Source organism: Arthrobacter sp. R4, from assembly GCF_051365025.1.
Classification (GTDB): domain Bacteria; phylum Actinomycetota; class Actinomycetes; order Actinomycetales; family Micrococcaceae; genus Arthrobacter.
In genome coordinates, this window is the sequence record NZ_JBLWIJ010000010.1 from 176,003 (window position 1) to 192,647 (window position 16,645).

A 16,645-nucleotide genomic window follows, 5' to 3' on the forward strand; every position below is an offset into this window, starting at 1 on the left:
GGACAACCGCCGTTCCCGCCCCGTTTCGGGTGGAATGCCGGCAAAGTCGCAGGCACCCTTCATCCAGAGGAGATATTCCACCATGGCACGCACCGCCTCCCTGTCCGGATTCCCAGAGTGGCTTCCCGAGGAGCGGCTGGTGGAGCTGCATGTGCTGGACACCCTCCGCAAGGTTTTTGAGCTGCACGGGTTCGCGTCCATCGAGACCCGCGCCGTCGAAACGGTTGGCCAGCTGCTGCGCAAGGGCGAAATCGACAAAGAGGTGTATGGGCTTAGCCGCCTCCAGGATGACGAGGGCGAGGAGTCCAAGGCCGGCAGGCACGATCCGCACGCCCTTGCCCTGCACTTCGACCTGACGGTGCCCTTCGCCCGCTACGTCGTAGAGAACGCCGGCTACCTTGCCTTCCCGTTCCGCCGCTACCAGATTCAAAAAGTGTGGCGCGGAGAGCGTCCGCAGGAGGGCCGCGCCCGCGAATTCACGCAGGCTGACATCGACGTGGTGGGCGACGGCGAACTGCCGTTCCGCTATGACGTGGAGATCGCCCTGGTGATCGCCGAGGCCCTCAGCGCCTTGCCCATCCCGGATTTCCGCCTGCGTATCAACAACCGCAAACTGGCCGAAGGCTTCTACCACGGCATTGGCCTGGATGACACTGCAGGGGTCCTGCGCAGCATCGACAAGTTGGAAAAGATCGGCCCGGCCAAGGTTGCGGAACTGCTCAAGACCGAACTCGGAGCCTCGGAGGAGCAGGCGCAGGCAGCCCTCCAGCTCGCGGCGATCCGCACGGAAGACACATCGTTCGCGGCACGGGTCCGCGCCCTTGGCGTCAGCAACGAACTCCTGGAGGAAGGCCTGAACGAGCTGGAGCAGGTCATTGAGGCAGCGGTGCAGCGCGCCCCGGGCAAGGTAATTGCGGACCTCAGCATCGCCCGCGGCCTGGATTATTACACCGGCACTGTCGTGGAGACCGTCCTGGTGGGCCATGAGCAGCTTGGTTCCATCTGCTCCGGCGGCCGTTACGATGCACTGGCGTCCAAAGGCAACCGCAAGTTCCCCGGCGTCGGCCTTTCCATCGGGGTAACCCGTCTGGTCTCGCGCATCCTCAGCCAGGACTTGGCGAAGGCTTCCCGCTCTGTTCCTACAGCCGTGCTCGTTGCGTTGGCTGATGACGACAGCTGGGGCGCTGCCCAGGACGTCGCGGCACAGCTCCGCGGCCGGGGCGTCGCCACCGAGGTGGCGGCGAAGGCCGAAAAGTTCGGCAAGCAGATCAAGTTCGCAGACCGCCGCGGCATTCCGTTTGTATGGTTCACCGACGAGCACGGTAAGCACCAGGTTAAGGACATCCGAACCGGTGTGCAGGTGGACGCCGATCCCGCCAGCTGGTCACCGTCCGACGAAGACCTGTCCGTCCAGGTCACTACTGCCCTCCAGGCATCCGCCCAGCCGGCCTGACCCCAGGCCCGTCCCGGGCCAAACCGCGACCCTTCGTGGGGCACTTCGACACGGACTCGCCGAGCCTGTTTCCGGGGTGAGAAGGGCCCCACGACGGCGGAACTTACATGCCGCTGCGGCGCTAACGTCGCAGCCGGAGCACCAGGAACCGCCCTGCCGCTCCGGCGGCCAGGACGCCAACCATGCCCAGCACCGAGGCGGCCGGAAGTGTGAACGCCAGGAGCAGGCAGCCGAGGAACCCGGTGACATTAAGCCACCGGGGGCCGTGTGCAGGGTGTTCGGGCAGCGTGTAGGCGGCCGCATTGGTGACCGCGTAGTAGATCAGGACGCCAAAGCTGGAGAATCCCACTACCGTCATGACGTCCGTGGTGAGCAGCAGGACAATGACGACGGCGGCCACTGCCAGTTCGGCCACGAACGGCACCGTATGTTTCCCGCCGACGTGCGCCAGGGTGCCGGGCAGGTCGCGTTCCCTGGCCATCGCCAACGCGGTCCGGCCCACGCCGGTGATCAGCGCCAGGAGTGCGCCGAGGCAGGCGGCGGCCGCGCCTGCCTGCACGAGCGGCGCGCCGGCGCCCAGAGCCGAATTCCGTACCGCCTCCAGCAGCGGCGTGGCCGTTGCGGCAAGGCCGGCAGGGGACAAGTGGTTCAGCAGCAGCAGCGCCAGGACAAAGTAGATGCCGAAGGCGGCAGCGAGGGCGGCCAGGATGGCGCGGGGAATCGTCTTCGCGGGATCCTTGACCTCTTCACCCAGGGTGGCGATGCGCGCGTACCCCGCGAAGGCGAAAAACATCAGGCCTGCTGCGGGCAGAATGCCCCCGACGCCGGCGGCAGCCCCGCCGTCGGCCGCCTGAACGCCCGGGTGGGGGCCAACGATGCTGGCCGCGGCGACAAATACCAGCGTGGCCAGGACAACGGCCAAGAGGATCCTGGTCAGGAGGGCCGTGCGGGTAATGCCCAGCAGATTGACGCCTGTCAGCGCCACCACCGCGGCAATCGCGACCGGAACGGCGTACTGTGGCGCAACATAGTTCCCGAATGTCAGTGCCATGGCCGCGCACGACGCGGTCTTTCCGGTGACGAAACCCCAGCCGGCCACAAAACCCGGCCACGCGCCCAGCCGCTTTCGGCCGTAGACGTAGGTTCCGCCACTGGCCGGGTACCTGGCTGCGAGTTCAGCAGAGGCGACCGCGTTGCAGTACGCCACGGCACCCGCAAGGAGGACAGGGACCACCAGGAAGCGTCCGGCGAGTCCGGCGGCAGGGGCGAAGGCCACAAAGACGCCCGCGCCCAGCATGGAGCCGAGGCCGATCGAGGTGGCGTCGAACACGCCAAGCCTCCGCTGAAGTTGCTGGTGCCTGGTCATGGGGGAGGCGAAGCCTTTCCAACGGGTAAACTCGAACGGGATTGTTCCCGGAACGATCCTATGCAACTTCCCTAAAGTTCCTGCTGTCTCTTTCAGAAAGGCGTGCTGTGCTGCGCACACATGACCTCGGATCCCTTCGCTCCGAGCACATTGGACAAACCGTAACCCTGGCTGGCTGGGTGGGCCGCCGTCGTGACCACGGTGGTGTCGCATTCGTGGACCTGCGCGATGCCTCCGGTGTGGCGCAGGTTGTGGTCCGTGAGGAAGAGGTCTTCCACGGTCTGCGCAACGAGTACGTCCTTCAGATCACCGGCACCGTCTCCAAGCGGCCCGAGGGCAATGAGAACCCGGCGCTGGCTACCGGCGAGATCGAGGTCATGGCGGACAAGGTAGTCATCCTTAACACGTCCGATCCGTTGCCGTTCCAGATTGATGAGCACGTTGAGGTGGGTGAGGAAGCCCGCCTGAAGCACCGCTACCTTGACCTGCGCCGCCCCGGCCCCGCACGCAACCTGCGGCTCCGGTCCGAAGCGAACCGGGTGGCCCGGGAACTGCTCCACCAGGACGGTTACGTCGAGATCGAAACACCCACGCTGACACGCTCGACGCCGGAAGGCGCCCGTGACTTTGTGGTTCCCGCACGCCTGGCACCGGGTTCCTGGTACGCCCTGCCGCAGTCCCCGCAGCTTTTCAAGCAGCTCCTGCAGGTGGGCGGCTTCGAGAAGTACTACCAGATCGCTCGCTGCTACCGCGACGAGGACTTCCGCGCGGACCGTCAGCCCGAATTCACGCAGCTGGACATCGAGGCCAGCTTCGTGGACCAGGACGACATCATCGCCCTGGGCGAAAACATCGTCAAGGCACTGTGGAAGCTGATCGACGTCGAGATCCCCACCCCCATCCAGCGCATCACCTATGCGGACGCGATGGCGCGCTACGGCTCGGATAAGCCCGATCTCCGCTTCGGCGTGGAGCTGACCGAGCTCACCGAATTCTTCAAGGACACCAACTTCGGTGTCTTCAAGGCTCCGTACGTCGGCGCCGTGGTGATGCCCGGCGGTGCCTCGCAGCCGCGCCGCACCCTGGACGGCTGGCAGGAATTCGCCAAGCAACGCGGACACAAGGGCCTGGCTTACGTGCTCTTCAAGGAAGACGGCGAACTGGCCGGCCCGGTCGCCAAGAACCTGACCGACACCGAGCGTGCAGGCTTGGCCGATGCAGTGGGCGCCAAGCCCGGCGACTGCATCTTCTTCGCCGCCGGTGAGAAATCAGCGGCCCGCGCCCTCCTGGGTGCTGCCCGCGTTGAGATCGGCCACCGCACCGGCCTGATCGACCCCAACGCCTGGGCCTTCTGCTGGGTGGTTGACGCGCCGATGTTCGAACCGGCCGCCGCAGCCGTGGCTTCCGGGGACGTGGCCGTTGGTGCCGGCAAGTGGACGGCTGTCCACCACGCCTTCACCTCGCCCAAGCCCGAGTTCCTGGAAACGTTCGACCAGGACCCGGAATCCGCACTTTCCTACGCCTACGACATCGTGTGCAACGGCAACGAAATTGGCGGCGGCTCCATCCGTATCCACGAGCGCGATGTCCAGGAGCGCGTCTTCGAGCTGATGGGCCTGGACAAGGCAGACGCCCAGACCAAGTTCGGGTTCCTGCTTGAGGGCTTCAAGTTCGGTGCCCCTCCGCACGGCGGCATCGCCTTCGGCTGGGACCGCGTGGTGGCACTGTTGGCAGGTGTTGAGTCCATCCGCGACGTCATTGCCTTCCCCAAGACCGGCAACGGCTACGACCCGCTGACCCAGGCGCCCGCGCCGATCACGCCGCAGCAGCGCAAGGAAGCCGGCGTCGACTTCAAGCCGGAAGCCAAGAAGGCTGAACCGGACGCCACAAAGGCTTAAAGCTCAGGAATGAACAGGAGGCTCTCCGGACAACCGGGGAGCCTCCTGCCGTTGACGAAGGAGTACCGTGGCCGATACTGCCCTGCCGGACCTTGAACGTGTCATGGACGCAGCCTGGCTGGCGCCCGACCGGGGAGACGCTGGCGGGTGGGTTCTGCGCGCCGCAGCTGGCGTGACCCAGCGCGCCAACTCAATTTGGCCCCGCCGCGCGCCGGACGGAAGCCCGCACGACAACCCTGCCCTGCTCCGGCAGGCCCGGGCTTGGTACCGTGGCCGGCGGCTGCCGGTAATCTTCCAAATCGTCCATACCACGCGCAACGAGGCACTGAATGCCTTCCTCGATGCGGAAGGCTTCACACGGCAGTCTGAAACCGTGATCATGGTGCGGGATGCCGGCGGGAACGAGCCAGGGCCCAATGCCGGCGTCGAAATAACGGCGGAGCCTTCCGCGGAATGGCTGCGGCTCTGGTGGAGTGTTGACGGCAGGGGCGGCGACGAGGCCCTTGCCACCGCCCGTGCCATTCTTGAGGGCTGCCCGGCGCTCTACGCACTGGTGAGGGACGACGCCGGGGTCCCCGCCGCCGTCGGACGGCTTGCCGTTCCTCCGGGCCCAGAAGGCGGGCCGGGCGACTGGGGCGGCCTGTACTGCATGGCCACCCGGTCCGATGTGCGGCGCCGCGGCTATGGCACCCGGGTTCTCCAAGCCTTGGCCGGATACGGAGCGTCACAAGGGCTGAACGGCTACTGGCTGCTGGTCACCGCCGCGAACCGCGGGGCGCAGGAACTTTACGCGAAGGCCGGGTTCCGGGAGGCCGGCCGCTACAACTACCGGCAGGAACGGCCCAAACGGCACCTGACAGGCTGCTGAATTCGAAGGGGAGGTGGGTGCTACGACGCCGGGTCGGTGACCTGGATCCGGACTGCACAGGCATCCGCCGCCGCCTTTTTCAGGACGGCGGTACGGGGGTCGGGCACGTCGAGGTAGGCCAGCCGGGGCAGCTTGTTGTAGTCCTGCAGGACCGGCTCTGCCAGCACCAGGTCAACCAGGGTGCGGTCACCCCCGGGAACGACGTATTCGAACGATTGCCCGCTGAACACCTGCCGGGCCTGCCCCGCAACAGCCTGGACCAGTTCATCCGCCTGGTTGGAACGGCGCCGTGCAAACCTCTGCTGCGACTGGCCGCCCGCCGCCGTCCGGGACTGCACGTACCTTGTGCCCGCTTTGGACGCCACAATGACTCCTTCGCTTGCCACAGCGATGCCGTAGCCTCCCCGCCGGACCAGGAGAAGACCCAGTCGACGCGGCTGGGAGGCGATGGAGGCCAGCCGCTCCAACGCATCGGCGCCCCGCCCCGGCCGGCCGTCCGCGGGCCAGGGCGGCTGCAGCAGCGCCGTGGTGCCGTCCGCCGCAAGAAGCCGCACGCCGTCGTCGTCATCACTGGGCCGGAAGCCGCCGTGGGCGGCGCTGAAGCGCTCCAGCCAACCGGAGAGGCGGGCGCCGGGCACAAAGGCCGTCCGGACCGAACCGGCCCGGCCGGCGCTGTCGGCGTGTGCACTCATGGGACCCCTTTGGGCTGGCGAATTTGGGCGGACGAAGAACTGGCGGAACGGTGCGTTGAACTATGAGTAGCCTATCTATGTGGATGATCTCTTCGCCCAAGGGCCAGGCAACGACGACGACGGCGACAATGGTGCGCCAGCCGCCGCCGGCACCGGCACGGACAACAGCGGCCGGCCCCGCAGCCCGCTGGCAGTCAGGATGCGCCCGCGGACCCTGGACGACGTGGTGGGCCAGCAGCACCTGCTGGGACAGGGCTCGCCACTGCGCCAGTTGGCCGCCGGCGCAGACGCGGGCGGGCCTGCCGGGCCGGCGTCGGTCATTCTCTGGGGACCTCCGGGGACGGGAAAAACCACGCTTGCCCACGTGATCGCCAAGGGGCGCGGGCGGAAGTTCGTGGAGCTGTCCGCCATCACGGCGGGGGTCAGGGACGTCAGGCGCGTGATGGATGAGGCCCTGACGGCCCGCGACCTGTACAAAACCACCACCGTGCTGTTCCTGGATGAGATCCACCGGTTCAACAAGGCGCAACAGGATGCGCTGCTTCCCGGCGTGGAAAACCGCTGGGTGGTCCTGGTGGCGGCCACCACGGAAAATCCCTCCTTCTCAGTTGTTTCACCGCTCCTGTCCAGGTCTTTGCTGCTGACCCTGAAACCGCTCACCGACGACGACGTCGAAGGACTGATCCAGCGCGCGGTCACCGACGCCCGCGGACTGAACGCGAAGGTCGAACTCAGCGATGAGGCACTGGCCCACCTGGTCCGGCTCTCCGGCGGCGATGCCCGGCGCGCCCTGACCGCCCTTGAGGCCGCCGCAGGCGTGGCGTTTGGCGATGCCGACGACACCGGCGACGGTCCCGTGACCGTTGAGCTGAAGCACACAGAACGGGCACTGGACGTGGCAGCGGTGCGCTACGACCGCGCCGGCGACCAGCACTACGACGTCGCCAGTGCCTTTATCAAGTCCGTGCGGGGTTCCGACGTGGACGCAGCCCTGCACTACCTGGCGCGGATGCTGGAAGCGGGGGAGGACCCCCGGTTCGTGGCCCGGCGGATCGTGATATCGGCTGCCGAAGACGTCGGCATGGCGGATCCCACCGCCTTGCAAACCGCCGTGGCTGCGGCCCAGGCGGTGCAGCTGATCGGCATGCCGGAAGGCAGGATCGTGCTGGCCGAAGCCGTGGTTCACCTGGCGACGGCTCCGAAGTCCAACGCGGCCTACATGGGCCTGAACAAGGCGGTGGCCGATGTGCGTGCCGGGCTGGGGAACGGGATTCCGGCGCACCTGCGCGACGCCCACTATCCGGGCTCGAAACAACTGGGCCACGGACTGGGGTACAAGTACGCCCACGACGCCCCGCACTCGGTAGCAACCCAGCAGTACCCGCCGGACGACCTCGTGGGGCGGGATTACTATCTGCCCACGGCCAACGGCGCTGAACGTGACATCGCGATCAGGCTCGAGCGGCTGCGCAAGATCATCCGGGGCAGCTGACTGCAGCGTTTGATCGGGACAGGTGGGGAAAGTAAGGGAAAGATAGCGAATGCTGGTAAGATTGATCGTTGTCTGGCAAGGCACGGACGCACATCCCCGCTAATTTCAGTGTTTATGCTGATTTGTTGGGGTAGCCCTGTGCCCAGTAGCAAAAGGCAGCGGTTGGCCGATGCTCTCCATCGTGGAGGCCAGTAACACTGACACACCGCATATATTGGAAGGACACAAGTGGCTAACAACACTCGTGCTCGCCGTACCGCACGCCTTTCGCGTGCACTCGGCATCGCTCTGACCCCCAAGGCCGCCAAGTACATGGAGCGCCGCCCTTACGGCCCCGGTGAGCATGGCCGTGCCCGCAAGAAGCAGGACTCCGACTACGCCGTACGTCTGCGCGAAAAGCAGCGCCTGCGCGCCCAGTACGGCATCCGCGAAGCCCAGATGACCCGCGCCTTCGAAGAAGCCCGCCGCACCAAGGGCCTGACCGGTGAAAACCTGATCGAACTGCTCGAAATGCGTCTCGACGCCCTCGTGCTGCGTGCAGGCTTCGCCCGCACCATCGCCCAGGCCCGCCAGCTCGTTGTGCACCGCCACATCATGGTTGACGGCGTCCGCGTTGACCGTCCGTCGTTCCGCGTTGGCGAAGGCCAGCTGGTCCACGTCCACAGCCGCAGCGAAACCATGGTTCCGCTCCAGGTTGCCGCAGCCGGCGCACACCGCGACGTCCTGCCCCAGGTTCCGGCCTACCTGGACGTCAAGCTTGACGCCCTGCAGGCACGCCTGGTCCGCCGCCCGAAGCGCTCCGAGGTCCCCGTGACCTGCGAAGAGCAGCTCGTCGTCGAATTCTACGCACGCTAAATCCCAGCAGCGTATCCAAAGAAGCCCGTGGCAAGCGCCGCGGGCTTCTTTGTATGTAAGGTACTTGGGGGACATCTGCGGATCGCACGGCAAGTGCGCGGGCAGATGGAGAAGATCCACACAGCTTTTGAGGAGATGAACGTCTATGTCTGGTGGCGATATTGCCGGCCTGATCGCTGCCGGAGTGTTCGCACTCCTGGTGCTGCTGCTCGCGGTGCCCATCCTGAAGCTGGGGCGGGTTTTTGACGAAGTGCGCACATCCATCCGCGCTATCAGCGACGGCGCCACTCCGCTGATGGACGAAGTGACGGCCACGGTGTCCACCACCAACCAGCAGCTGAAGAAGGTGGATGGCATTGCCTCCAACGTTTCTGACGCCTCCGCCAACCTCTCCGCACTGTCGTCCCTGATGGCGGCAACCGTCGGTTCGCCGCTGATCAAGGTGGCCGCATTCAGCTACGGTGTGCGCTCCGCCTTTGCCAACCGCAAGAAGCCCGCTGCCGGCCGTCGCAGCCGCTAAGCCACCGGAGAAACTGATGAAAAGACTTGTCTGGATGGGAATCGGCGTGGCTATCGGAGTCATCGCCTTCCGCAAAGTGACCGAAGCCCAGGCCAACCTGGGCCCGGTTGGCCTGAACCGCGCCGTGGGCCGGCTGGCCGACGGCGTCTACGATTTCGCGGACGCCGTAAGGGCCGGAATGCGCGAGCGTGAGACCGACCTCCGAGCCGCGCTCGGCGTCGAGTCCCAGGAACTGGTCCGGCGCTGACGCTCCGGAACCGGCGGAGAATTTAATCAGCAGCCCCGTATGCCGGGCTGCCCACTGAATCAAAACTGTCACGCAGCAGAACGCGTGAACCAAGAAGGGTATGTAGACAGCACATGAAGTCGCAGGAGATCACCAAGCGCTGGATCGACTTTTTCGTCAGCAAAGGCCACACCGCCGTGCCTTCGGCCTCCCTGGTCTCCAGCGACCCCTCACTGCTGTTCACGGTGGCCGGCATGGTCCCGTTCATCCCGTACCTGACGGCCCGGGAGGAAGCACCCTACGCCCGTGCCACGAGCGTGCAGAAGTGCATCCGCACCGGTGACATCGAGGAAGTGGGAAAAACCGCACGCCACGGCACCTTCTTCCAGATGTGCGGCAACTTCTCCTTCGGCGACTACTTCAAGGAAGACGCCATCAAGTTCGCCTGGGAGCTGCTCACTACCAGCGTGGCCGACGGCGGCTACGGCCTCCCGCCCGAACTGCTGTGGGTGACCGTCTACGAAGAGGACGACGAAGCCAAGGACCTGTGGCTCAAGAACACAGGCGTCCCCGCTGACCGCATCCAGCGCATGGGCAAGGCTGACAACTACTGGCACACCGGGCAGCCCGGCCCCGCAGGCCCCTGCTCCGAGATCTACTACGACCGTGGCCCCGCCTACGGCGTCGATGGCGGACCGATCGCCGACGAGAACCGCTACGTCGAAATCTGGAACCTGGTATTTATGCAGTACCAGATCGACAACGTCCGTTCGAAGGACGACTTCGACATCGTGGGTGAACTGCCCAAGAAGAACATCGACACCGGCCTGGGCATGGAACGCCTTGCCATGATCCTGCAGGGCGTCGAGAACATGTACGAGACCGACCAGGTCCGTCCGGTCATCGACAAGGCAGCAGAGCTTTCCGGGCGGGAATACACTTCCGCCGAGTCCGACGACGATCCGCACCACACCGACGACGTCCGGATGCGCGTTGTGGGTGACCACATCCGCTCAGCCCTGATGCTGATCGCCGACGGCGTGACGCCTTCCAATGAAGGCCGCGGCTACGTGCTGCGCCGCCTCATCCGCCGTGCCGTCCGGTCCATGCGCCTGCTCGGCGTCGAAAAGGCCTGCCTGCCGGACCTCCTGCCCGCCTCACGCGACGCCATGAAGGGCGTCTACCCCGTGGTGGAAACGGACTTCGCCCGGATCAGCAGGATCGCCTACGCCGAGGAGAAAGCCTTCCTCCGCACCATCGCATCCGGCACCGCCCGGCTCGAGGACGCCGTGACCGTCTCGAAGGCCGCCGGCAAGCCGCTGTCCGGTGCCGATGCCTTCGCGCTCCACGACACCTATGGCTTCCCCATCGACCTCACCTTGGAAATGGCCGAAGAGGCTGGGCTCCGGGTTGATGAGCCTGAATTCCGCAGGCTGATGCTGGAACAGCGTCAGCGCGCCCAGGCCGACGCCAAGGGCAAGAAAGGCGGTCACGCCGACCTCAGCGCCTTCCAGGAACTCCTGGCCCAGGGTGAGACCGTCTTCACCGGCTACACCGACCTCGACGGCGAGTCCCGCGTACGCGGCATCCTCAGCGGCGGCCGGGCAGTGGCCCAGGCCTCTACCGGGGACGAGATCGAGCTTGTCCTCGCCGAGACCCCGTTCTACGCCGAGGCTGGCGGACAGGCCGCCGATACGGGTCTGATCACCGGTGACGGGTTCGTCGTCGAGGTCCTGGATGTCCAGCGTCCGCTGAAGGGACTCAGCGTCCATAAGGCGATCGTCCGCGAAGGCGAGATCCCCTCCGACGCCCTGGTGCGCGCCGCCGTCGACCGGGAACGGCGCCACGCCGCGGAACAGGCCCACACCGGCACCCACATCGTCCACGCTGCACTGCACCAGATCCTGGGCCCGGAAGCCACCCAGCGCGGTTCCTACAACAAGGCCGGCTACCTGCGCTTTGACTTCGCCTGGGGAGAGGGCCTCAGCACCGCCACGCGCTCGGAAATCGAGGAAGTCTCAAACCTGGCCATCCGCAACAACTTCCGGGTAGAGACCAAGGTCATGGGGCTCGCAGAGGCCAAAGCGCTGGGCGCCATGGCACTGTTTGGCGAGAATTACGGCAGCGAAGTCCGCGTGGTGGAGATCGACGGCGCGTGGTCCCGTGAACTCTGCGGCGGCACGCACGTCTCCAACACGTCCCTGATCGGCAGCCTGTCGTTGCTGGGCGAGCAGTCAGTCGGTTCGGGAAACCGCCGCGTCGAAGCTTTTGTGGGCATGGACGCCTTCCGTCACTTGGCCGCCGAGCGCGCGCTGGTGACGGAATTGACCGAGATGCTGAAAGTCCCGTCCGGCCAGCTGGCAGACCGGATCGCGGTGACCCTGGCGAAGCTCAAGAATGCCGAAAAGGAACTGGAACGGCTCCGCAAGGAACAGCTCGCCGCCGCCGCCGGCCAGATTGCCGGAACCGCGAAGGATGCCGCCGGAGTCAGCGTCATCGCCCACGACGCCGGCGAGGTCAGCGGCGCGGACGACCTCCGCGGCCTGGCCCTGGACCTGCGGAACCGCCTTGGCTCCGCCGCGTCCACGGTGGCTGTTGCCGGTGTCACCAACGGCCGGCCCATGATCCTGGTGGCCACCAATGAAGCTGCCCGCGAGGCAGGGGTCAAGGCCGGCGCCCTGGTGCGTCTTGCTGCCGGGATCCTGGGTGGCGGCGGCGGCGGCAAAGACGATGTCGCCCAGGGCGGCGGCACGGACGCAAGCCAGGTTGCACCGGCACTTGCGGCCGTTGTGGACGCGATTTCCCGGCGATAAGCACTCCATGACCAGTCCTGCAGAATCCCGCGCCTACCCCCAGGGCATCAAACTGGGGGTGGACGTGGGCACCGTCCGCGTCGGCGTGGCCCTCTGTGACCGCGACGGCATCCTGGCAACGCCCTACAAGACGTTGGACCGGAACCCGAAGAAGAACTCGGATGTCCGCGTCATTGCGGCGCTCGTTGAGGAACTCGGGGCTGTCCAGGTCATTGTGGGGCTTCCCCGCACCATGAAGGGGGAGGAGCACGCCTCCGCGCGGATGGCGACGGACTACGCGGAGCTGCTGGCCGGTGAGCTGGAAAGCCGTGGTCTGGACGTCCCCGTTTGCCTCGTGGACGAACGCCTGAGCAGCGTGACGGCCCACCGCAACCTGCACGAAGCTGGCATGAGCAGCCGCAACCACCGTAAAGTGGTGGATCAGGTTGCGGCGGCCGGAATTCTCCAGCACGCCATCGACATGCAAAAAGCCAGGGGGACGGACGTCGGCAGCCGCGTGAATGCGGCAGCCCGTCCGGGGCTATCCGGGGACGGGGCAGCGAGTACGCCTGCGCCTGCGGTCCCGGAGGACAACACTCGATCTTCAGAAAACGGAAGGCTACTGTGAGCCCGGCCAACATTGATGACACCCCCGGCACCACCAGCGACGGTGCGGCCAGGCAGCTGACCCGCAAGGAACTCCGCGCGCTGGAGAAGTCCCTGCACACGGAAAGCAACAATGTTGTTCCGGAGCAGGCCTACGAAACCGGGTTCGACTACCTTGACGGGGGCAACGGCCACAACGCCGCCCCGGTCCCGCCCGAACCTGCAGCCCCTCCAGCGGTCCCGGCCGTGCCGGACGTCCCGCCGGCCTCCAGTTCCGTGCCTGCTGCAGCGCCCGAGACAAAAGCGGCGCCAGTCATTCCAGCCGAACCCGAGGGCACACCCCTCGTTCCGGCCGCGCCCGACACCCCGCCGGCTATCCAGCAGGGGGAGCCGGCGCCGGCAGGGGAACTGCACGAAGAGATCCCGTCCGCGGACGCCCATCATGGGCTTCACGTCGCCCAAGAGCACTACGTTGGTGCCGCCCACCACGTGGATGGCCAGCACCACGCAGACCACAGCTACGTCGGCGCTGACCACACCGACCACTACGACGACGGCCATCATGAGGCTGTGCACTATGAGGACGCGCACTATGAGGACGCGCATTATGAGAACGCTCACCACGACGAGGCTCACCACGACGGGCATTACCATCCGGATGACCATCACGACGCCGGCCTGCTCGGCGGCGCTTCGGCAGTTGCAGTAGTGCCCCGTCCTTCCAAGAAAGTGCGGCGCCGGCGCCGCCTCCTCGCGCTGTTCCTGACGCTGGCTGTGTTTGTGACCGCGGTGGTTGTAGGGGCCCAGTTCCTCAAGCCGCTGCTCGGAACCGACAAACCCAGCGATTTCCCCGGTCCCGGCACTGGCGAAGTTGTGGTGTCCGTGGAACCCGGAGAAGGTACCCGGTCCATGGCCAGCAAGCTGGAAAGCGAAAAGGTGGTGGCCAACGCGGACACCTTCCTTCAGGCTTTCATGGCCTCGGGCGGAACCCTTTCTCCGGGCGACTACACCTTCAAAATGGAGATGAAAAACGCAGACGCCGTCAATGTCCTGTTGGGCCAGGACAAGAGCAAGGTCATCTACTTTGCCTTGAGCGCCGGACTGAGGATCGGCGAGTCACTGCAGGCCATCTCTGAGGGATCCGGCGTCCCCTTGGATCAGTTGACCGCCCTGAGCAACAAACCGGCGGAATTCGGCCTGCCGGCCAACGCCAAGAACCTTGAGGGCTTCCTCGCTCCCGGTGAGTACCGCTTCCCGCTGGGGACGCCGGTCAAGGACATCCTGCAGTCCCTGGTAAAGACCACGGTGGACGAACTCGTGGCGCAGGGCATTACAGATCCCGCCAAGCAATACGAGGCCGTGATCGTCGCCAGCATCGTTCAGGCGGAGGGCGGCCAGGCTGAGTACGGGGACGTCGCAGGTGCCATCTACAACCGGCTCAAGCCCAACGACCAGACCAACGGGTATCTCCAGGTCGACTCGGCCGTGACCTACGGCTTGGGCACAAAGAGCTTCAACTTCACGGATGAAGAGCGCCAGGACAAGTCCAACCCGTACAACACCTACGCCAACCCCGGCCTGCCGCCGGGACCCATCGGCTCACCCGGCAAAACGGCCATTGATGCGGCTGCGAAGCCCAAGGCCAATGACTACCTGTACTGGGTGACCATCAACCTGGACACCAAGGAGACCAAGTTCTCCAGGACCCTGGCGGAGCACAACGTGTACGTGGACCAGTACAACACCTGGTGTGAAGCCCACGTAGGCCGCTGCGCATGAGCCTGCGGGCTGCCGTCCTGGGTCACCCGATCAGCCACTCGAAGTCACCGGCCCTGCACACCGCGGCATACGCAAAGCTGGGCATCGACATCAGCTACACGGCCGTGGACCTCACAGAGCGCACGCTGCCTGGCTTCATGCAGGAGATCAGGTCGCAGGAGGGGTGGCGCGGACTTTCCGTGACCATGCCGTTGAAGACGGCAATGCTGCAGGAAGTTGACGAAGTCCGCGGCATCGGGCGAATCCTGGGGGTGGTCAACACCGTTGCGTTCGAAGAGTCAGGTGGCAGTGTCCGCCGTGTCGCCTACAACACGGACGTCGCCGGAATTGTTAACGCCGTCCGGAATGCGGGTGCCCAGCCTGCGCCTTCCGCAGTGATCCTCGGCGGAGGCGGCACCGCGGCCGCCGCCGTGGCAGCCCTGAAGCAACTGGGCGCCGGCTCGGTGCAGCTGTTCGTCCGTGACGCCTCCAGGGTGCAGGAGGCACGTGCTGCGGCAGCCGGCGTCGGCATTGACCTCGCCGTGCGGCTCCTGTCCGATGCCGCGGGACCTGCGGCTGCTGCCGACGTCGTTATTTCAACATTGCCGCCCCGCGCGGCGGATGGACTTGCCGGCGAACTGGCCGCCAGCGGTGCACGGACCACCGGCGTCCTGCTGGACGTGGCCTACGATCCCTGGCCAAGCCTGATTGCCTCGGCGTGGCAGGCCGGCGGCGGTTCGGTAGTCCCCGGGCTCGAGATGCTGCTCTACCAGGCAGTGGAACAGGTGCGGCTTTTTTCCCGGCTCGGGGACGAAGTTAACGCAGCTGTCATAGATGTGATGTGTGACGCAGTCGGACTCCCCCGACGGGCGTTCTGAGCGCCATACATGGCAGGATGGAAATTATGTTGCGTTGGTTGACAGCCGGTGAATCCCATGGTCCGGCTCTGATGGGAATTATTGAAGGCGTCCCCGCCGGTGTGGAACTCACCAGCGGGCAGATCGCTGATTCATTGGCTCGCCGCCGCCTCGGCTATGGCCGTGGCGCACGCATGAAGTTTGAACAGGACGTTGTAACCATCCTCGGCGGCGTCCGGCACGGACTGACCCAGGGCGGACCGGTCGCCATCCAGGTGGGGAACACGGAATGGCCCAAATGGGAGCAGATCATGTCCGCTGATCCCGTAGACCCGGATGTACTCGCCGATCAGGCACGCAACGCCCCGCTCACCCGCCCGCGTCCCGGACATGCTGACTTCACCGGCATGCAGAAGTACGGATTCGACGAGGCGCGGCCCGTGCTTGAACGTGCCAGCGCCCGCGAAACGGCCACGCGCGTTGCCATGGGCACGGTCGCTGCCCAGTTCCTCAAGCACCTCGGCATCGAGCTCGTCAGCCACACCGTTTCCATCGCCAGTGTGACCGTGCCCGAAGGCCGGCCGCTGCCCGTACCCGCCAACGTCATCGCCCTGGACGCTGATCCGCTGCGCTGCTTCGACCGCGAGACTTCCGACGCCATGGTTGCCGAAGTCGATGCGGCGCACAAGGAAGGCGAAACCCTCGGCGGCGTGGTTGAGGTACTCGCCTACGGCCTGCCGCCGGGGCTCGGCAGCTACGTCCACTGGGACCGTCGGCTCGACTCCCGGCTGGCCGCTGCCCTCATGGGTATCCAAGCCATCAAAGGCGTGGAAGTCGGCGACGGTTTCCTCACGGCAGCACGCCGAGGCTCCGCTGCCCATGACGAGATCGTCAAGGACGCAGACGGCAGGATCATCCGCACATCCAACCGTGCTGGCGGCATCGAAGGCGGCATGAGCATCGGCGACGTGCTGCGCGTCCGTGCGGCGATGAAACCCATCGCCACGGTTCCCCGTGCACTGAAGACCATCGACGTCAGCACCGGCGAGGCTGCCAAGGCACACCACCAGCGCTCGGACGTCTGTGCCGTGCCCGCCGCTGGCGTTGTGGCCGAAGCCATGGTGGCACTGGTCCTTGCCGAGGCCGTCACCGAAAAGTTTGGCGGCGATTCCGTGGCCGAAACGAAGCGCAACATCAAGGGTTACCTGGACAACATTCCGGCGTCCCTGGACTCGATCGGCCACTAGTGCCCCACCGCAGCA

At 66.0% G+C, this 16,645-nt stretch carries 14 protein-coding genes; 12 read left to right on the top strand and 2 right to left on the bottom strand.

The window, feature by feature from the left end; all coding sequences use genetic code 11:
• Positions 1-82: 82 nt before the first annotated feature.
• Positions 83-1,453 carry a histidine--tRNA ligase gene (gene hisS / locus ACLKOZ_RS06660; protein ID WP_436473754.1) on the top strand — a complete coding sequence of 457 codons (1,371 nt, stop codon included), beginning with the start codon at positions 83-85 and terminating at the stop codon, positions 1,451-1,453.
• Between the two features lie 121 nt (positions 1,454-1,574).
• On the opposite strand, the gene ACLKOZ_RS06665 is transcribed toward hisS, so the two are convergent.
• Complete coding sequence (locus ACLKOZ_RS06665; RefSeq protein ID WP_436473756.1) at positions 1,575-2,819, bottom strand: APC family permease; 1,245 nt, start codon at positions 2,817-2,819, stop codon at positions 1,575-1,577.
• A 107-nt stretch (positions 2,820-2,926) separates the two neighbouring features.
• Here ACLKOZ_RS06665 and aspS point away from each other — a divergent pair, with 107 nt between their 5' ends.
• A complete protein-coding gene (gene aspS, locus ACLKOZ_RS06670) occupies positions 2,927-4,717 on the top strand; it encodes an aspartate--tRNA ligase (RefSeq protein WP_436473758.1) in 1,791 nt (596 codons plus the stop codon).
• 67 nt (positions 4,718-4,784) lie between these two features.
• Entirely contained in the window at positions 4,785-5,585 is an 801-nt protein-coding gene (locus ACLKOZ_RS06675; RefSeq protein ID WP_436473760.1) for a GNAT family N-acetyltransferase, read from the top strand.
• A gap of 20 nt (positions 5,586-5,605) precedes the next feature.
• On the opposite strand, the gene ACLKOZ_RS06680 is transcribed toward ACLKOZ_RS06675, so the two are convergent.
• Positions 5,606-6,277 carry an acVLRF1 family peptidyl-tRNA hydrolase gene (locus ACLKOZ_RS06680; RefSeq protein WP_436473762.1) on the bottom strand — a complete coding sequence of 224 codons (672 nt, stop codon included), beginning with the start codon at positions 6,275-6,277 and terminating at the stop codon, positions 5,606-5,608.
• 79 nt (positions 6,278-6,356) lie between these two features.
• Here ACLKOZ_RS06680 and ACLKOZ_RS06685 point away from each other — a divergent pair, with 79 nt between their 5' ends.
• The 9 genes from ACLKOZ_RS06685 (at position 6,357) to aroC (ending at position 16,630) form a co-directional block, all read left to right on the top strand.
• Positions 6,357-7,769, top strand: a complete 1,413-nt coding sequence (locus ACLKOZ_RS06685) for a replication-associated recombination protein A (protein WP_436473764.1) — start codon at positions 6,357-6,359, stop codon at positions 7,767-7,769.
• A gap of 228 nt (positions 7,770-7,997) precedes the next feature.
• A complete protein-coding gene (gene rpsD / locus ACLKOZ_RS06690) occupies positions 7,998-8,624 on the top strand; it encodes a 30S ribosomal protein S4 (protein ID WP_066291666.1) in 627 nt (208 codons plus the stop codon).
• Between the two features lie 145 nt (positions 8,625-8,769).
• Positions 8,770-9,144, top strand: a complete 375-nt coding sequence (locus ACLKOZ_RS06695) for a DUF948 domain-containing protein (RefSeq protein WP_066291665.1) — start codon at positions 8,770-8,772, stop codon at positions 9,142-9,144.
• A gap of 16 nt (positions 9,145-9,160) precedes the next feature.
• Complete coding sequence (locus ACLKOZ_RS06700) at positions 9,161-9,391, top strand: hypothetical protein (RefSeq protein ID WP_207307738.1); 231 nt, start codon at positions 9,161-9,163, stop codon at positions 9,389-9,391.
• 113 nt (positions 9,392-9,504) lie between these two features.
• Positions 9,505-12,183, top strand: coding sequence for an alanine--tRNA ligase (gene alaS, locus ACLKOZ_RS06705; protein WP_337348600.1), 2,679 nt, complete (start codon positions 9,505-9,507; stop codon positions 12,181-12,183).
• Between the two features lie 7 nt (positions 12,184-12,190).
• Positions 12,191-12,790 (top strand): Holliday junction resolvase RuvX, encoded by a 600-nt coding sequence (gene ruvX / locus ACLKOZ_RS06710; RefSeq protein WP_436473767.1) that lies wholly within the window; start codon positions 12,191-12,193, stop codon positions 12,788-12,790.
• A complete protein-coding gene (gene mltG, locus ACLKOZ_RS06715; protein WP_436473769.1) occupies positions 12,787-14,547 on the top strand; it encodes an endolytic transglycosylase MltG in 1,761 nt (586 codons plus the stop codon). The genes ruvX and mltG overlap by 4 nt, the downstream gene beginning before the upstream one ends.
• Positions 14,544-15,404, top strand: a complete 861-nt coding sequence (locus ACLKOZ_RS06720) for a shikimate dehydrogenase (protein ID WP_436473771.1) — start codon at positions 14,544-14,546, stop codon at positions 15,402-15,404. The genes mltG and ACLKOZ_RS06720 overlap by 4 nt, the downstream gene beginning before the upstream one ends.
• Before the next feature lie 26 nt (positions 15,405-15,430).
• Positions 15,431-16,630, top strand: a complete 1,200-nt coding sequence (aroC, locus tag ACLKOZ_RS06725) for a chorismate synthase (RefSeq protein WP_436473773.1) — start codon at positions 15,431-15,433, stop codon at positions 16,628-16,630.
• Positions 16,631-16,645 lie beyond the last annotated feature (15 nt).